This window comes from Corynebacterium sp. HMSC28B08 (genome assembly GCF_001806865.1).
GTDB lineage: Bacteria > Actinomycetota > Actinomycetes > Mycobacteriales > Mycobacteriaceae > Corynebacterium > Corynebacterium auriscanis.
On sequence record NZ_KV786159.1, the window covers coordinates 77,494 to 92,929 of the forward strand.

The window sequence follows — 15,436 nt, forward strand, 5'->3', positions numbered from 1 at the left end:
TTAGCTTGTTTGGCGCCGTTTTACTATTCGGCGGTGTTAGCTGCCCGGCGTGTTCTCATTACCCCGCCCGAAAACCCGTCCAGGAATTTCAGCGCGCAGGTTACGCCACCGCAGCAATAGCCTTATCCAATTGCTCCAGCGCAAACATCAGGTCGGCTTCGCTCGTCACCAAGGGTGGCGCAACGTGAATGCGGTGGCCGGAAACAACTGGCCAGATACCGGCCTGCTTTAGCGCACCGCCGATCTTGCCCATGGTTGCACCATCCAAAGGGGTCTTCGCTTCCGCGTCCTGCACAAACTCCAACGCCCAGAAGAATCCCAAGCCACGAACGTTTCCAACAATTCCGTACCTCTCGCCGATCCGCTGCAACCCCGGGCCTAGAACTTCCTTGCCCAAGGTGGCAACGCGATCGAAGATTCCCTCTGCCTCGTATACCTCCAGCGCGGCAACACCTGGAGCCACTGCCAGTGGGTGACCGGAATACGTCAAACCACCGGGGTAGGGGCGCTCTTCGAAGGTCTTCTCCACGTCGGCCGTCATCATCACACCACCGAGGGGAACCATTCCGGCATTAACCCCTTTGGCGAAGGTCACCAGATCAGGCTGCAGGTCAGAACCGCCGTGCTCGTAAGCGAACAGCTTTCCTGTGCGGCCGAATCCAACCATGACCTCGTCGGCGATCCACAACGCACCGTGGCGATCGCAGATTTCACGTATGCCCTCGAGGTAACCGGCTGGGGGAGCGATCACACCGCTGGAGCCGACCATCGACTCGATCAGTACGGCGGCGACATCGTCTTCGGCGATCAACGTTTGTTCTAAGTGCTCCAGCGCGCGCTCGCACTCTTGTTCTGGAGAGCTAGCGTAGAACGCACTGCGGTAATTGAATGGCCCCCAGAAGTGCCGGATGTCCCCATCGGTAGTGGGATTGCCGTGACGGCGGGCCTCACCAGTGGCCATCATCGCTGAGCCCGTAGCACCGTGGTAACTGCGGTAGGCCGTGAGGATCTTCGATTTTCCGGTACTGAGACGTGCCATGCGGATAGCGTGCTCAACAGCATCCGCGCCACCGTTGGTGAAGAAGACATGACTGAACTCACCTTGTGCACGCGCAATGATGCCAGCGGCGAGCTCACTGCGCTGGTCGTTGGCGAATGCCGGGTTGAGGTTGGAGATCCGTGCAGCTTGGCGTTGAATGGCCCGCACCAATGCCGGATGTCCGTGGCCCAGATTGGCGGAAACCAGCTGGGAGCCCAAATCCAGGTATCCCTTGCCTTCGTAATCGAAAACCCACGCACCGCTGGCTGCTGCCAATGGTTGCGGATCAATCTTTGCTTGCGCCGACCAGCTGTGGAAAACGTGGGCGCGGTCGTTGGTGCGGGTTTGTTTCTCTTCTAGCCGAGCTTTTTCTTCTTTGACGCCGACCAGTTCGCCTTTCGTGTTCACATAACTCTCGATGCGGCGAGGTTCGCCGTCCTGACCGAGAATGTCAATGGTGGGAATCGAAAACTCTTCTTCTGCCTGAGACAACGCTTGGGCCTTTCCGTCAATGGGGTTTAGCTACTCAAAAGATGTATGCAAGCGCTTCGGGGTGCAAAACTTAAAAGCGCTGGTAGATACGCCCACTGTACGGCGATATATTGGGATTTTCATCCCATAATGCAAGACGAAGTGAATCTGCCCCATTTTTGGCCGTTTTAGTGTTGCTCGATCAGTTTTTCTTCGTCTTCGTCTTCGTCTTCGCCCTCGGCGTGGTCGTAGAACCCGAAAGCTTTCAACCGCTTGCGATCTGCCGCCGAATTGGAGTTAGTCAATCGCAACAGTTCGGAGTAGATGCCACCCGAAACGGCCAATTCCGCGGGGGAACCACATTCATCCACGCGGCCGTTATCCAAGGTGATGATTTTATCTACGTCCGCGATCGTCGACAGTCGGTGGGCGATCACCAAAGTGGTGCGCCCCACCATCAGCTCATCTAGGCCGGCCTGGACTACGCGTTCGGCCTTGGTATCTAACGCTGAGGTGGCTTCGTCCAGAATGAGCACGGGAGCATCCTTGAGCATGGCCCGGGCCACCGCGATACGCTGCTTCTGGCCACCAGACAGGCGCAGGCCCCGCTCGCCAATCAGGGTGTCGTACCCATCGGTGAATCCCATGATGAAGTCATGGGCAAAGGCTCGCTTCGCGACATCCTCGATTTCTTCCTGGGTGGCCCCTGGCTTGGCATAGGCAATGTTCTCGCGGATCGTGCCGGAAAACAGCGCAGGTTCTTGGAAAACCACCCCCACGGAGCTGCGCAGTTCAGCGGCGGTCAGTTCCGTGACGTCGCGACCGCACACCCGTAGGGTTCCCGAACTGGGCCGGTACAGGCCCAGCAGGAGATTGACCAGTGTGGATTTTCCGCCACCGGACTCACCTACCAGAGCCATGGTTTCGTTTTCAGAAGCCGCAAACGACACATCGTGAATCACCGGTTCATCGGCGAGGTAGCCGAACGTGACGGCGTCGAATTCAATAACTGGCCCAGAAGAAGGAGCCTGCAGCTGGGGTACGGCGGCCGACTTAATGTCACCCTCGTCCACCAACATCGGACCCCCGGGACGCGCGGCCTCCACAAGAGGGCGAGTCGCTGAGGGCTCGTCCAGCTCCTCCATCACTTCGAAGTATTCGCGTGAACCTGCGGCTGCACGCTGCGCGGTATCCACCATCCAGCTCATCATGGAGGCGGGCTGGCGGGCCATGGTCACAAGCTGCAACAGCAAAACCATGTCGCCGATGGAGAAATCCCCGTGAAGCGTGCGCCAAAACAGCGTGAGGTAGATGGCCGCGAAGATGACGTTCATACCACCCATGCGCAGCACATCCATCCAGTGCCAGAAGCGGGACTGCACCTTGGTGAGCTTGATAGTTTCAGCAAAGTGACCTTGGAACAGGCGCAGTTCGCGAAGCTCGGTGACGAAAGACTTTACGACCTTAACTTGTCCGATGACTTCAGCGAAGCGACCTTGAGCGATATCGATGTGCTCATTTTTGTCCTTCTCCCACACAATCCACTTTCTTGACGTGAGCATGGTGAGGTAGAGATACAGCGGAAAGATAACCGCCAGCAGCAGAGCGAGTGGCCAATAGTAGACTGCGGTAATCACCAAGATCATGATCACCGTGATGAGCATGGAGAAAAAGTTGTTGGCGAAGGATTTGATGAAATCCGTCAACCCCAAGATCGAGCGGTCTAGACGAGAAATGATGGTGCCGGTGACCTGCTTGTCGTAGTACGACTGCGGGAGGGCAAGCAGCTTGGCGAAATAGCGATTAGACAGGATTTGGCGCATCCGCATACTCATCACGTCGCCGTACCAACCGCCGATATTGCGAACGATCGTGCTGAGTAGTTCGGCACCCAGTAACGCCAGGGCTAGGTAAATCACCGTGCGGGAGGCATCGGATACGGCCTGGGGGTTTTCGCCACGACTGTTGACGGCTGCCACGATCGCGTCCGTCGCTTCCTTGACGAGGAAAGGGGCAACCAAGGCTAGTATCGCGGTAGCCAAACTGGCGATCACCACAATGATGTAGAAGGGCCAGAGCTCACGGGTAGTGCGGAAGATCCGCGCGAAGGATGCAATCACCCAACCAACGCTAGTCGGTGAATGAGACAGCCTCCAACCGGTCTAGAATTTCATTAAGAATAGCGCGTGACGTCGCAAAATTGATACGTACGTGCCCTTCGCCCTCGTCACCGAAACTGGTGCCCTCGCTGAAGGCCACACGCGCACGCTCCAGAATCTTGGCAGCCGGCTTTTCTGCCAGTCCGGGTACCTCACGCAGATCTACCCACAGCAGAAAGCTGGCTTCCGGCCGCTCGAACTGGGCGCCCGGCAGGGCCTGGGGAAGTCGCTGTTCCAGCAGATCGAGGTTCCCGGAGAGGTAAGCTAGCTCTTCATCCAGCCACTCTTGCCCTTGCATATATGCGGCCATCATGGATACTTGCCCCAAGGTAGAAGCCGCACCTGTGCGCAATGGATGCACCTTGTCCATGACCGCGCGGTCTTCTGGATTGGTGAATACCATCTGCGCGCAGTGCAGCCCTGCGGTGTTCCACCCCTTCGACGTCGCTGTCACGGTGACAGTTACCCGCGCTGCCACATCGGAAATCGACGCGGTGGGGGTGTGCGTGGCGGGGGAATACACCACGGGCGCGTGGATCTCGTCGGATATCAGGCGCACCCCGTGCCGATCGGCTAAATCCACAAGCCGCTGCAGTTCCTCGGGACGGAATGCGCGCCCCAGCGGGTTGTAGGGGTTGCACACGATCATGGAACCGGCCTGCTCAAAGGCGCTATCTAGAGCGTCGTAATCAAAAGCCCACTCCTCAGAACCCGATCCGCCTGTACCCGATCCAGCCGCGCGCACCATCGGCACGAAGATCGCCGGGCGTTTGGTGGCACGTGGCACGTCGAAAAACGGGAAGTAACTGGGCGTGGTGATAACGATGGCGCTGTCGGCGGGCGTCAGTTCGTCAATGGCGACCGCCACGCCCTTCACCACGTCCGGCACCAAGCGCACCCACTTCGGGTCCACATCCCACCCAAAACGCTCGCGCTGGAACTCTGCAAACGCGCGCTGCGGGGAGCCATCTCGGCGCTCATACCCGAAGTACTCGTTATCCACGGCCTGTCTGATGGCATCGTGCACCACAGGGCAGGTGGCGAAATCGCTCTCGGCTACCCATGCGGGCAGGACGTCATCCGGGTAGACCGTCCACTTCATCGTCCCGCGACGTCGCAACGTGGTTTCGTCGGGAACGCACACCAGCTTGAGATCAGTTGAATCGGTCATGGTTCCCACCATAGTGGACGGTTAATCAGCAAAGGGGAATAGACGGCGCACCTCACGTAGCGGATCGCTGGCCACAGATTCGGAGCAATCGCTCATATCGAACAACTTCGTCAGCCTCTCACCGTGGGGCTGGTAGCGGGGCCAATCGGGATCTTTGCCATGCGCGAAATCCACCACGATGTTATGGAAACGCGTTGCCAGTAGTTGCAGGCGCGCGGGCGCGTCTTTGCCACAGAAGCCTTCGACGGACTCGGGCTCGGTGGTGAGATCATCGAAAACCAACGGAAGGTCCCCACAGTGCTGCGCATCGGAATCCTTGCAGTATTGCTCCGGAGAATGCTGGCTCGCCTCCCCACTCCCACTGTGGAATTCATATGCCCAGGTAGGTGCATCCCCGCGCGCCTCCAATGCAGCGGACACAAAGCGGCGAATTGTTGAATCGCCCACCATGTGACCGATCGGCCGAAAGGGCTGCTCGCCGCTCTCGTAACGGTAGTAGGCCCGCAGATCGTGTGTCAGGGCTCGCCAATTTGTTTTCGACGCCACCCCGATCCCCAACCCCATAGTCTTAGCGGCAAGCACCGCTACTGCGCGGGCTACAAGGCGTTTGGCGGGGTTCTTGCTGGTGAAATACGGATCCCATTTCGTGGCAATCGGCGTACGTACGAACTCATCTCGCATGCTACCCATGATCATAGGTAGATCGCGCAGGGCCGTTGGGTCCCAGGGGAACGGTCCGACTGCACAATCCGACGGGTATTTGGCAGCGAAACCCTCATACGCAGATTTCACTTGTTCCCGGTTTAAGCTGCCGATGTGGTCCATGGTCAGCGGACCGCCGAGGACTTTGCGAGCCATATCCACGCGTTCCGGCCAGCCCGCGCGTGGCAACCCCATAGATAGGCACACACCGCGGTGCACCAATCCCTGGCTACGGGGATCCGAAAGCACCCAGTGCGTCAAGGCACCACCGGCGGACTGACCCATGAGCGTGACGTTGCTCGGATCACCACCGAAACTGGCGATGTTGCGCTGCACCCACTGCAGCGCGCAAAAGATATCTTCCACACCCCGGTATATCGGTCGACGGTGAGATTGCGCCACATCTGGTTCGTCGGCAAGTGGCAAGAATCCCTCAAAACGCAGACGGTAGTTCACGGCCACATAAACACAGTTGTCCCTAGCAAAATTGCTGCCACGGTACCACAGGGAATCGGCCTCACCCATCTCGTACCGACCACCATGGATAAACACGACGACGGGGCGCGCGGCGTCGGATAGACAAGCCCCAGCAGGAGAGGCAATGCTCAAAGTATGTCGCGAACCGCGACGGGAGCGATCGGCGATTAAAAGACCGTCAGGGTACGGGGAGGGGGCAGTGGGAAGGGAGAACAGATCCGCCGTATTGGCCAGATCGTTGGCATAGGGGACAGCGGTCCAATGGTCGGCAACATCTCCTCGCCAGCCACGAACCGTTCCTTGTTCAGTGGCGATATCCAGCGGAGGGTGAGCTTGCGAGGCGGGGGCAGTCATGAAAACAGATGCTAATTGAGAGCTGGTGAACTCGCGTGTCGAACCAAATAATTAGAGTGGGTGGCTATGAACTACTTCCTGCAACCTTCCGAATTGCCCTATGAGCTTCCTGACTTCGAAGCAGTGGATAAGGCGCTGGAAGACGGCTCGATAATCCCGGCTTTCCAGACCGCCATCGATGATCACGCGGCAGAGATCGCAGCGATCGCCAACAATCCCAGTCAGCCGACGTGGGAGAACACGTTCGAGGCACTCGAAGAATCCGGCGAGATGCTGGACCGAGTATTGGCAATTGTCTTTAACTATTCCGGCTCCATGGCCACCGACAAGATTCAAGACATCGAGGCCAAGATTTCCCCTGTACTGGCAGCGCACACCAGCGACATGCTGCTGAACGAGAAACTGTGGAAGCGGATCCAGGCTATCCCGGCTGCACCCGAGGGTGGGGAAGAAGAAGCACTGCAAAAGTACTGGACGCGCCGATTCGTGCGCGGTGGGGCCAACTTGGATAAGGATCAGCGCGCCACGCTGCGTGACATCGATGCACAATTGGCCGAACTGACGACTGCTTTCGGCACCACCTTGCAGCAAGCCACCGCCGATAACGCGGTTCTTTTCACCGATGCCGATCAGGTGGAAGGCCTGAGTGAGAGCGAAAAAGCCTACTTTGCGCAGGCCGCGAAAGATGAAGGCAAGCAGGGATGGCTCATCCGGTTGGGATTGCCTTCCGTGCAGCCGATTCTGGAAAGTTTGACTAATCCCGAAGCACGCGCCCACATTCACGAGGCATCCCTGCACCGTGCCAAGGGCGCCACGCACAAGGCGTTGCTGCAGATCGCGCAATTGCGAGCGCGCCGGGCTAACTTGCTGGGGTATGACACACACGCGGATTTCGTGGCGGAGGTGGAAACCGCAGGCAACCGCCAGGCTGTGGAGGAACTGCTGAACCAGTTGACCCCGGCGGCCGTGGCCAACGCGTGGGGTGAGTACAAGCGGGCAGCGGATAAACGCGCGGTCTCCGAAGACGCAGAAGGTACATTATCCAGCGCCGATTGGCCATATTGGGCAGGAAAGCTGCGCTCCGAAGAACTCAGCGTAGATGAAGCCGAGTTGAAGAAGTACTTCCCGCTGGATTCCGTGTTGGAGGCTGGGGCATTCTATGCAGCCGAACGCCTGTATGGCATCAAGGTCAACCGGCGCGAGGACCTCACGGGTTACCACCCGGATGTCAAGGTGTGGGAGGTGACCGAAGGGGATAGCGGCGAAGGCATCGGCTTGCTGCTCACCGATATGTACGCGCGCCCCACCAAACGCGGTGGCGCGTGGATGAGCAGCTTCGTGGACCAATCGAACCTCAAAGGTCAAGCCCCCGTTGTGGTCAATGTGATGAACATTGCGAAACCTGCGGCAGGTGAGCAGGCGCTGTTAACGATCGATGAGGTCATGACCGTGTTCCACGAGTTCGGGCATGGATTGCACGGTTTGCTCTCTGACGTGCGGTATCCCAGCTTGTCTGGCACCAGCGTGCCCCGCGACTTTGTAGAGTTCCCTTCCCAGATCAACGAAAACTGGGCGCTGGAGCCGGAGATCCTGGCTAACTACGCGCGTCACGTGGATACAGGCGAACCACTGCCTGCAGAGCTGGTGCAGGCTGTTCGTGAGCAGTCGAAGTGGGGCCAGGGATTTGCCACTACCGAGTACCTCGCGGCGTGCTGGGTGGACTTGGCTTGGCATACACTTTCTTTTGACGACGCCCAACAGGTCACCGATGTAGAGGAATTCGAGGCGTCCGCTTTGCAGCGGGCCGGGGTGGATATGGATGGCATGATCGCGCCGCGGTACCGTTCCGAGTACTTCAACCACATTTTCGCGGGAGGGTACTCCGCGGGCTACTGGTCCTACCTGTGGGCCGAGGTGCTGGATGCAGATGGTTTCCAAGCGTTTGTCGATACCGGCGCGGCGCGTGGGGAATCGGTAGATGAGGACATTGACCCAGACGACGTGCGTGCAGCCGGAGATCGGTTCCGCCGAATGATCTTGTCCCGTGGTGCAACTATCGATTACGAAGATGCGTTCTGGATGTTCCGCGGGCAGCAGAAGTCGGTGGAACCGCTGTTGCGCCGGCGTGGGTTGGACGGCGCCGTTCAATGAGTGCGCTGTGGGGATGGCTGTTTAACGCGCCGGTCTGGATTCAAACTCCGCTGGTTGTTGTGTTCCTTTTGGCACTCTCCGCCGTGTTGGCATTTCTTGTCCTGAAACTGTTGGCGGTCGTGGTTCCTACCTCATCCGAAGAGCGTGACATGCTGGCGCAGCCCGTGGAAGATCCGCAGACAGATGGGCATCGGGATTCCCCAAAGAATGTGGACGCGGTTTAAGCTGTCGATATATATGTTGTCGGAATTGATTGGTCGCCACGGGGTTGTTCCGGCGGGGACTGGAAGGAAGCGGCTGTGAAACACCATTCGAAGGTGAGGCAGGCCCTGATCCTGCTGCTCATTCTGATTCTTGTGGCATGGATGGCGGGGACGTTCTTCTAGAACCTAGCCGCCCTGTCCTACTCACTCATCTCTGTGCTGCCCGCAGTACGTCAAGCAGGGAATTCTCCACTTGCTCGTCGTAGCACTTATCCCCGCGCTGCCCGCAGTACGTTCCGGGCTAATGCCTTGTTGGGCAGGTCTTCCACGGTGACGGCGTTCCCATCGTGATCGCATAGAGGAATGCGCCAGTTGGGGTAGACGTCTTGGGTGGTGCCTGGTTGATTTTGGGCCCTCACGTCGCCGACCATATCCACCAGCGCAACGCATCGCATCGCGCTGGGGGTTAAGGCAAGGAAGCGGTGCATACCCTCGATAATGCCGGAGCTGTGTGCGTTGTCGGGATCCTCGTCGCTCAACCCATCGGCGCCACCGGGGCGGTTATCGCGACCATGCACAGGGTCCTGTAGTTCGTCGGCGATGCGCGCAAAATACTCCTCGCATGGCAACCCCGCGAAAGCGCCGGCTTGGGCAATCTTCGATAGCACCTGCACCTGCCACTGCGCGTCGTTAGAAAACTCTTCCTCCACAGTGGTCGTCAACACACCTAGTTCTTCGCGCAGCGTGATGTGACCACCCCGTAGGTAACTCGCCGTGGGTGGTAAATCGTGGGTGGTCACGCTTGTCAGGCTGAACTCTCGGTAACGATCCGGAGATTTTGGTCCGTTGGCATCGCCTTCGAACCACACCACGGTGGTTCCCAACACGTGTCGATCGGCAAGGTACTGCTGCACCCAGGGTTCGAACGTGCCGAGGTCTTCACCGACCACCACGGCCCCGGCGCGCTCGGCTTCGAGGATGAGCGCTCCGACCATCGCCTCGTGGTCATAGTGCACATATGTGCCCGTGGTGGGGGATTGCATGCGGGGAATCCACCACAGTCGGAACAACCCCAGCACGTGATCAACGCGGATCCCTCCGGCAGTGCGCAGAATTGTACGGAGCATATCCCGCCACGGGAGGTAACCGTGCTCGGCTAGCTTCCACGGATGCCACGGCGGTTGCGACCAGTCTTGTCCTTGCTGGTTGTACCCGTCCGGTGGCGCACCCACGCTGGCACCCGGAGCCAATACGTATTCCAAGCTGCGTGCATCGGCCCCACCGGGGTGCACACCCACGGCGAGGTCCGCCAGCAGCCCAATACGCTGGTATTGTTTCAGTTCGTTTTGTGCTGCCAGTTCTTGTTCCTGGCATAGCATTTGCACCCAAGCCCAGAAATTTGCTCCGAGGTTCGACCAATCGCCCGCGTTCGCTTGGCACCACGTGACGAAACCTTCTAGGCCCTCGCCTTCGCGGTCAATGAACTCCTGCAGCTGTCGCAGCCTGTCTACTGGCAGGCCCGCCTCGTAGATGGCCGCCAGTGCCTGCAGTTTGGCAGCCCAAACTGCGTTGCGATCTAGCAGCTCGGCCTGGTCGTTGGCCGTAGCCACGCCGGCGCGCAACTGGGCGATATCGTCGTGTAGTTCCGGCCGTTGTCGATACTCTGGGATGCTCTCAATACGCAGGTAAATGGGGTTGGAGTAGCGGCGCGTGGTCGGCAGGTACGGCGAATCCTCTACCGGGATTGCCACCTCGGCCGCATGCATGGGGTTGACCAGTAAGAAATCTGCCCCGCCCAATTGGTCGAGCGCCCGCCCCAGTGCTCCGATCGTGGCATAATCGCCTAGCCCCCACGCGCCGGCATCGCGCACCGAGTACAGTTGCGCCATCACCCCCGTGGCTGGGTTGTCTAGCAGTTCCTGGGTCTTGCTCAACCGATGCGGGCTCACCAACAACGTGGCCTCCGCCTGCGTGGTTTCGGCCTGCACTCGCAATGTATGCCACCCCGCGGGCAGCTTCGGCAGCTGGAAGGTAGCGGTTCCGAAAGTCACGTTGGTTTCGGTTGCTTCGTTGCTTTTTTGATTTGACGCCACCCCGGCCGGCACGGGCACCGTTTCCGGTGGCACCCACGTATTCAGCTGTTCGAGCACGTGCTCGGAGCCATCTTCGAGAATGGCCGTGACTTGGACGCGTTCGCCATCGACACAGTTCACCGTGAGGTTTTGTGCGCACTGCGCCCGTGCAGTCACTGTCGGGGGGATCATTCGCGCCAATTTGTGGTATTTCATCGTGGCCAGCGCGGCGTCGAGATGAAAAGCTTCCACACCGTCGGAAGGGATGTCGACCCCCAGCTCCCGCAAAGTAAAGATGATCGTGGCCTCGTCGACCGTAACTGTGCTGCCGTCCTGGCCCGTGTAGGACGTGGCTACGCCACAGTAATCGGCCAGCTCGTGCAGAGTGCGGGTGACATCTGAATTCATAGTTGTTCATTGTGCCGGTGGCGGGCAGTTTACGCCATGCGAAAAAGTGCGCGAGGTGGTCGAATGGGGGGTTTCTGCCGAGTACTGCAATGTCTGGGGTATGTGCCAAAATGGAATTCAGCAACGTGACGCGGAACACTAAGCTATATTTCTAGAAGTGTGCATCACGCTGGCTGTCGCTGCAACTACAACCCGCACACGCGTGTGTTCCGCGAGAAGCGCTGTGCTCGGGACAAGCCACCTGTATGCGAAAAAGAAGTTTCGATCCTCTTAAAGGAGAATGATGACGGAGTACACCTCTGAAGCGCTCTACACGGTCGGGGAAAAGGAAACCATCCTCACCGCCGTGCGCGATCTTGCCGCTGAACAGCCGAATACGGTGTTATTTAGTCGCCCAGTGAACTTCGAGTGGACGGATGTGACCGCCGAGGAGTTCTTAGAGAACGCATACGCAGTAGCCCGCGGTCTTATCGCCAACGGCGTGGAGCAGGGCGATCGGGTCATCATCATGTCCGAGACCCGCTACGAGTGGAGCCTCTTGGACTTCGCCATCATGGCAGCCGGCGCCACCTCTGTGCCGATTTACCCATCATCGTCCACCTCTCAGTGTGAATGGATCGCACAGGATTCCGGCGCGAAGATCGCTATCGGTGAGAATGAATCGCACACCACGCGCTTGGAAACCTTCCTCCGCGATGGGGAGCCCCAGCCGAATCAGGCGCATTTCAACCGTGTTCTGTGCATCAATGCAGGTGCGGTCGACATCCTGATCAATGACGGCAAAGAAGCCGGGATTGGCCAGGAGCAGGTAGAGGCGCGAATCGCAGACACGAAGAGCAGCGATGTGTGCTCCATCGTCTACACTTCCGGTACCACGGGGCGCCCCAAGGGCTGCCGTTTGCTGCATTCCAACTGGCTGGGCGAAGCACGTGCCATCCTGACCCACCCCGTGGGGCAATGCGGTCGCGCCGGCTCCCGCGTTCTCACATTCCTGCCGTTGGCACACGTGTTCTCCCGCGCGATCTCCCTGGCTTGCGTAGTCGGTGGCGCCACCCAGATCCATTGGTCGGACATGGGTTCGCTGGTCACTCAGTTCGAGCGCGCAAAGCCGCACCTCATCGTTGCCGTCCCGCGTATCTTTGAAAAGGTCCACGCAGGTGCCAAGGCTAAGGCCACTGATGGTGGAGGGCTCAAAGCAAAGATTTTCCTGCGTGCCGAGAAGGTAGCGGTCGACTACTCCCGCGCGCTCGATAACCCTGAAGGCCCTTCCGCTGCGCTCAAGGTTCAGCGTGCAATCTATGACAAGTTGGTTTACAGCAAGGTGCGCGAGGCCATGGGTGGCGAACTGGAATACGCTATCTCCGGCGGTTCCGCATGCAACCCTGACCTGCTGCATTTCTTCCGTGGCATCGGCGTGCGGATCTTCGAGGGTTACGGACTAACGGAATCCACCGCCGCCATCGCTGTGAACTTCGATCCGGACAACATCATCGGTACCGTCGGTCGACCCATGGGTGGCAACACCATTCGCATTGCTGAAGATGGCGAAATCACCATCAAGGGCACCGTGGTATTCGATGGCTACTGGCAGAACGAAGAAGCCACCAAAGATTCCTTCACCGAAGATGGCTTCTACCGCACTGGCGACCTGGGTCGTCTGCTGCCCAGCGGCCACCTGAAGATCACTGGCCGTAAGAAGGAGATCATCGTCACCGCCGGTGGCAAGAACGTCTCGCCGGGCCCCATGGAGGACATCCTCCGTGCGGCACCACTGATCTCGCAGGCCATGGTGGTCGGCGACGACCAGAAATTTGTCGGCGCGCTGATCTCCTTGGATGAGGAAGCAGTGAAGAAGTGGAAGGCCAATCATAACGTTCCGGAGAACACTCCAATCAGGGAGTTGGCGAAGAATGCGGTCCTGCGTTCCGAGATCCAGGATGCGGTCAACCAGGCCAACCTCAGTGTTTCTCACGCCGAAGGCATTAAGAAGTTCCGTATTGTCGAGCGCGATTTCACGGAGGAAAACGGTGAGGTCACCCCGTCGTTAAAGCTTAAGCGCTTTGTTATCGCGAAGAACTTCGCCGATGACATCTCATGGATCTACAGCGTGAAGTAAAAATTATCCTTCCCACACACCGGCCATGCCTCCCCGCTTGGCCGGTTTTCCTGTCCTAGAGTTGTCCAAGTACTGGCAACAAGATGTGGGAGAGGAGCCCGGCGCGTGCACTACAACGCAGCTTTGCGCGTTCGCGAACTCACCCAAAATATCTTCGACATCGGTGATGAAGTCGCAGCACACCTGGATAATCTCGCCGAAGCCATTGCAGACTGGGATCGGGAACTGGTCACCGATTGTCTGCATGAACTCAGTGAAATCATCGCTGAGGGACGTTCGGAAGTCCGCCCTCAGCTCGCCGAACTCAACGGCCTACGGCAGGCTTTTATCTCGGGCGTCAAAGCCGGGCGGATGTCCTACCTTGGTTCTTTTTCCGACGCCGGTCGCTTTCCTCACCCAGGCCGTACCCTGTCCTTCTTGCGGAATGACACAGGCCAGGCAACGAATTATTCCGTGGCTGAAGCTGCCCCCAACGGGGATAGCTCTCCCCGCGATGGGGGAGCAGTACAGGAGCCGGGCACGATGGCATCGACGGCAGCATGGAGGCTGTGGATGCGGCAGCGCTCCGAAGGGCTGCAATACGAACTCACGCAGCTGGCGGAATGGGTGGTGGAACAGACCGAACGGGGCTTAACCAACCAATCCGTACTGCTGACCCAGACGTACGCCACCGCGGAACGTTCCGCCTGCGCGCTCGTGGAACAGTGGGAAGAAGTAGTGGCGAAACAGCCCACATTGGCCCGCTCAATGCGAGGGGAAGCCCCGCCGACATTCCTGCAGGAGCGTGACCGAGTAGCAGCGGTAGTCTCCCGCATCCAACGCAAACGCCGAGGGGCTGCAGTGTGACTGAGCGCGGGCTGTATATTCACGTTCCCTTTTGCGCTTCGCGGTGCGGTTATTGCGATTTCAACACCTACACACCGTTGGAATTAGCGGCGGATTCGTCCACCCAAGCAACGATGGCCGCGCGCGGTAACACAATCGATGGGTACCTGGATGCCCTAGAACGAGAATTGGAATACGCCGCACAGCTGTGGGAACCAGAACCTGGGCGTGCTGCCGGCACCGCCATCGATACTGTTTTCTTTGGCGGTGGTACACCATCCATGTTGGGCGCCGAGGGATTAACCCGTGCCTTGCGCGCCGTGAAGCGAACGTTCGGTCTGGCCCCGGGGGCCGAGGTAACCACTGAATCCAACCCGGAATCAACCAGCCCGCAATTCTTCGAGGCGCTGCGAGCGGAGGGCTTCACCCGGATCAGCCTAGGCATGCAGTCTGCGGTTGGCCACGTTCTCAAAGTTTTGGAAAGGCAACACACTCCAGGTCGCTCCGTCGCCGCCGCCCGTGAAGCACGTGCTGCAGGATTCGATCACGTTAATCTCGACCTCATCTACGGCACGCCGACCGAGACGGATGAGGATCTGCGCACCTCCCTCGAAGCCGTGCTCTCCGCTGGCGTAGATCACGTATCGGCCTATTCGCTGATCGTGGAAGATGGCACGGCTATGGCTCGAAAAGTGCGCCGCGGGGAGCTCCCAGCTCCCGATGAAGATGTACTGGCCGATCGCTACCGTATGATCGATGAGCACCTCACCGAAGCCGGTTTTGGGTGGTATGAAGTATCCAACTGGGCTAAACCCGGCGGGGAATGTCGACACAATCTGGTGTACTGGCGCTCCGGTCAGTGGTGGGGTGCCGGCCCGGGCGCGCACGGGTGCGTGCAACTCAAATCCCACGTAAATGTAGGGGAGCCACCAGTCGGATTCAGTGGCCTGACCCGCTTGGTTAACGCCAAACGACCCGCCACGTATTGGCAGGGGCTAATGGAGCGGGGCGTCGGTAATAAACTGCCAGAAAGCGTGGTCACGGTGGAGCAACTCACCAGGACCGACCTGGCCACCGAAAAGGTGATGCTGGGACTGCGGTTGCGTGAGGGGTTGGATTTGAATGTGTTGCAGCCGACAGCGCAGTTAGACGAGGTGCTTTCGCGGTATCGCGAGTTGGGATTAGCTAACGTGGAAGGCGACAAAGTGGTGCTGACGGACGAGGGGCGTTACCTCGCTGATGGCATCGTGACGGATATTGTACTTTCGCAGGAATGAAGGAGTTGAGC

10 protein-coding genes are annotated in these 15,436 nt (G+C 58.9%); 5 read left to right on the forward strand and 5 right to left on the reverse strand.

What is annotated here, in order from left to right; all coding sequences use genetic code 11:
• Window positions 1-100 precede the first annotated feature (100 nt).
• From HMPREF3098_RS03205 to HMPREF3098_RS03220, 4 genes are all read right to left on the reverse strand, one after another.
• Window positions 101-1,447: an aminotransferase class III-fold pyridoxal phosphate-dependent enzyme gene (locus HMPREF3098_RS03205; RefSeq protein ID WP_235700684.1), complete on the reverse strand. Its 1,347-nt coding sequence runs from the start codon at window positions 1,445-1,447 to the stop codon at window positions 101-103.
• A gap of 251 nt (window positions 1,448-1,698) precedes the next feature.
• Entirely contained in the window at window positions 1,699-3,630 is a 1,932-nt protein-coding gene (locus HMPREF3098_RS03210) for an ABC transporter ATP-binding protein (protein ID WP_070433966.1), read from the reverse strand.
• A 10-nt stretch (window positions 3,631-3,640) separates the two neighbouring features.
• Window positions 3,641-4,840: a MalY/PatB family protein gene (locus HMPREF3098_RS03215; protein WP_070433967.1), complete on the reverse strand. Its 1,200-nt coding sequence runs from the start codon at window positions 4,838-4,840 to the stop codon at window positions 3,641-3,643.
• A 21-nt stretch (window positions 4,841-4,861) separates the two neighbouring features.
• On the reverse strand, window positions 4,862-6,373 hold the full coding sequence (locus HMPREF3098_RS03220; protein WP_070433968.1) for a carboxylesterase family protein: 1,512 nt from the start codon (window positions 6,371-6,373) through the stop codon (window positions 4,862-4,864).
• 66 nt (window positions 6,374-6,439) lie between these two features.
• Here HMPREF3098_RS03220 and HMPREF3098_RS03225 point away from each other — a divergent pair, with 66 nt between their 5' ends.
• Both HMPREF3098_RS03225 and HMPREF3098_RS03230 read left to right on the forward strand, forming a co-directional pair.
• Window positions 6,440-8,524, forward strand: coding sequence for a M3 family metallopeptidase (locus HMPREF3098_RS03225; RefSeq protein WP_070433969.1), 2,085 nt, complete (start codon window positions 6,440-6,442; stop codon window positions 8,522-8,524).
• Complete coding sequence (locus HMPREF3098_RS03230) at window positions 8,521-8,748, forward strand: hypothetical protein (protein WP_070433970.1); 228 nt, start codon at window positions 8,521-8,523, stop codon at window positions 8,746-8,748. The genes HMPREF3098_RS03225 and HMPREF3098_RS03230 overlap by 4 nt, the downstream gene beginning before the upstream one ends.
• A gap of 248 nt (window positions 8,749-8,996) precedes the next feature.
• Here HMPREF3098_RS03230 and HMPREF3098_RS03235 read toward each other — a convergent pair whose 3' ends face one another.
• Window positions 8,997-11,207: a 4-alpha-glucanotransferase gene (locus tag HMPREF3098_RS03235; RefSeq protein ID WP_070433971.1), complete on the reverse strand. Its 2,211-nt coding sequence runs from the start codon at window positions 11,205-11,207 to the stop codon at window positions 8,997-8,999.
• 283 nt (window positions 11,208-11,490) lie between these two features.
• Between HMPREF3098_RS03235 and HMPREF3098_RS03240 the strand changes: the two genes are divergently transcribed.
• From HMPREF3098_RS03240 to hemW, 3 genes are all read left to right on the forward strand, one after another.
• Window positions 11,491-13,323: an AMP-dependent synthetase/ligase gene (locus HMPREF3098_RS03240; protein WP_210385927.1), complete on the forward strand. Its 1,833-nt coding sequence runs from the start codon at window positions 11,491-11,493 to the stop codon at window positions 13,321-13,323.
• Window positions 13,324-13,428: 105 nt separating this feature from the next.
• Complete coding sequence (locus tag HMPREF3098_RS03245) at window positions 13,429-14,169, forward strand: hypothetical protein (protein ID WP_070433973.1); 741 nt, start codon at window positions 13,429-13,431, stop codon at window positions 14,167-14,169.
• Entirely contained in the window at window positions 14,166-15,425 is a 1,260-nt protein-coding gene (gene hemW, locus HMPREF3098_RS03250; RefSeq protein WP_070433974.1) for a radical SAM family heme chaperone HemW, read from the forward strand. Before HMPREF3098_RS03245 ends, hemW begins: the two co-directional genes overlap by 4 nt.
• The last annotated feature ends 11 nt before the right edge of the window (window positions 15,426-15,436 follow it).

Coding starts and splice junctions, on each gene's coding strand:
- HMPREF3098_RS03220 (WP_070433968.1), bottom strand. CDS start 6,373: ATGACTGCCCCCGCCTCGCAAGCTCACCCTCCGCTGGATATCGCCACT.
- HMPREF3098_RS03235 (WP_070433971.1), bottom strand. CDS start 11,207: ATGAATTCAGATGTCACCCGCACTCTGCACGAGCTGGCCGATTACTGT.
- HMPREF3098_RS03230 (WP_070433970.1), top strand. CDS start 8,521: ATGAGTGCGCTGTGGGGATGGCTGTTTAACGCGCCGGTCTGGATTCAA.
- HMPREF3098_RS03215 (WP_070433967.1), bottom strand. CDS start 4,840: ATGACCGATTCAACTGATCTCAAGCTGGTGTGCGTTCCCGACGAAACC.
- HMPREF3098_RS03225 (WP_070433969.1), top strand. CDS start 6,440: ATGAACTACTTCCTGCAACCTTCCGAATTGCCCTATGAGCTTCCTGAC.
- HMPREF3098_RS03240 (WP_210385927.1), top strand. CDS start 11,491: ATGACGGAGTACACCTCTGAAGCGCTCTACACGGTCGGGGAAAAGGAA.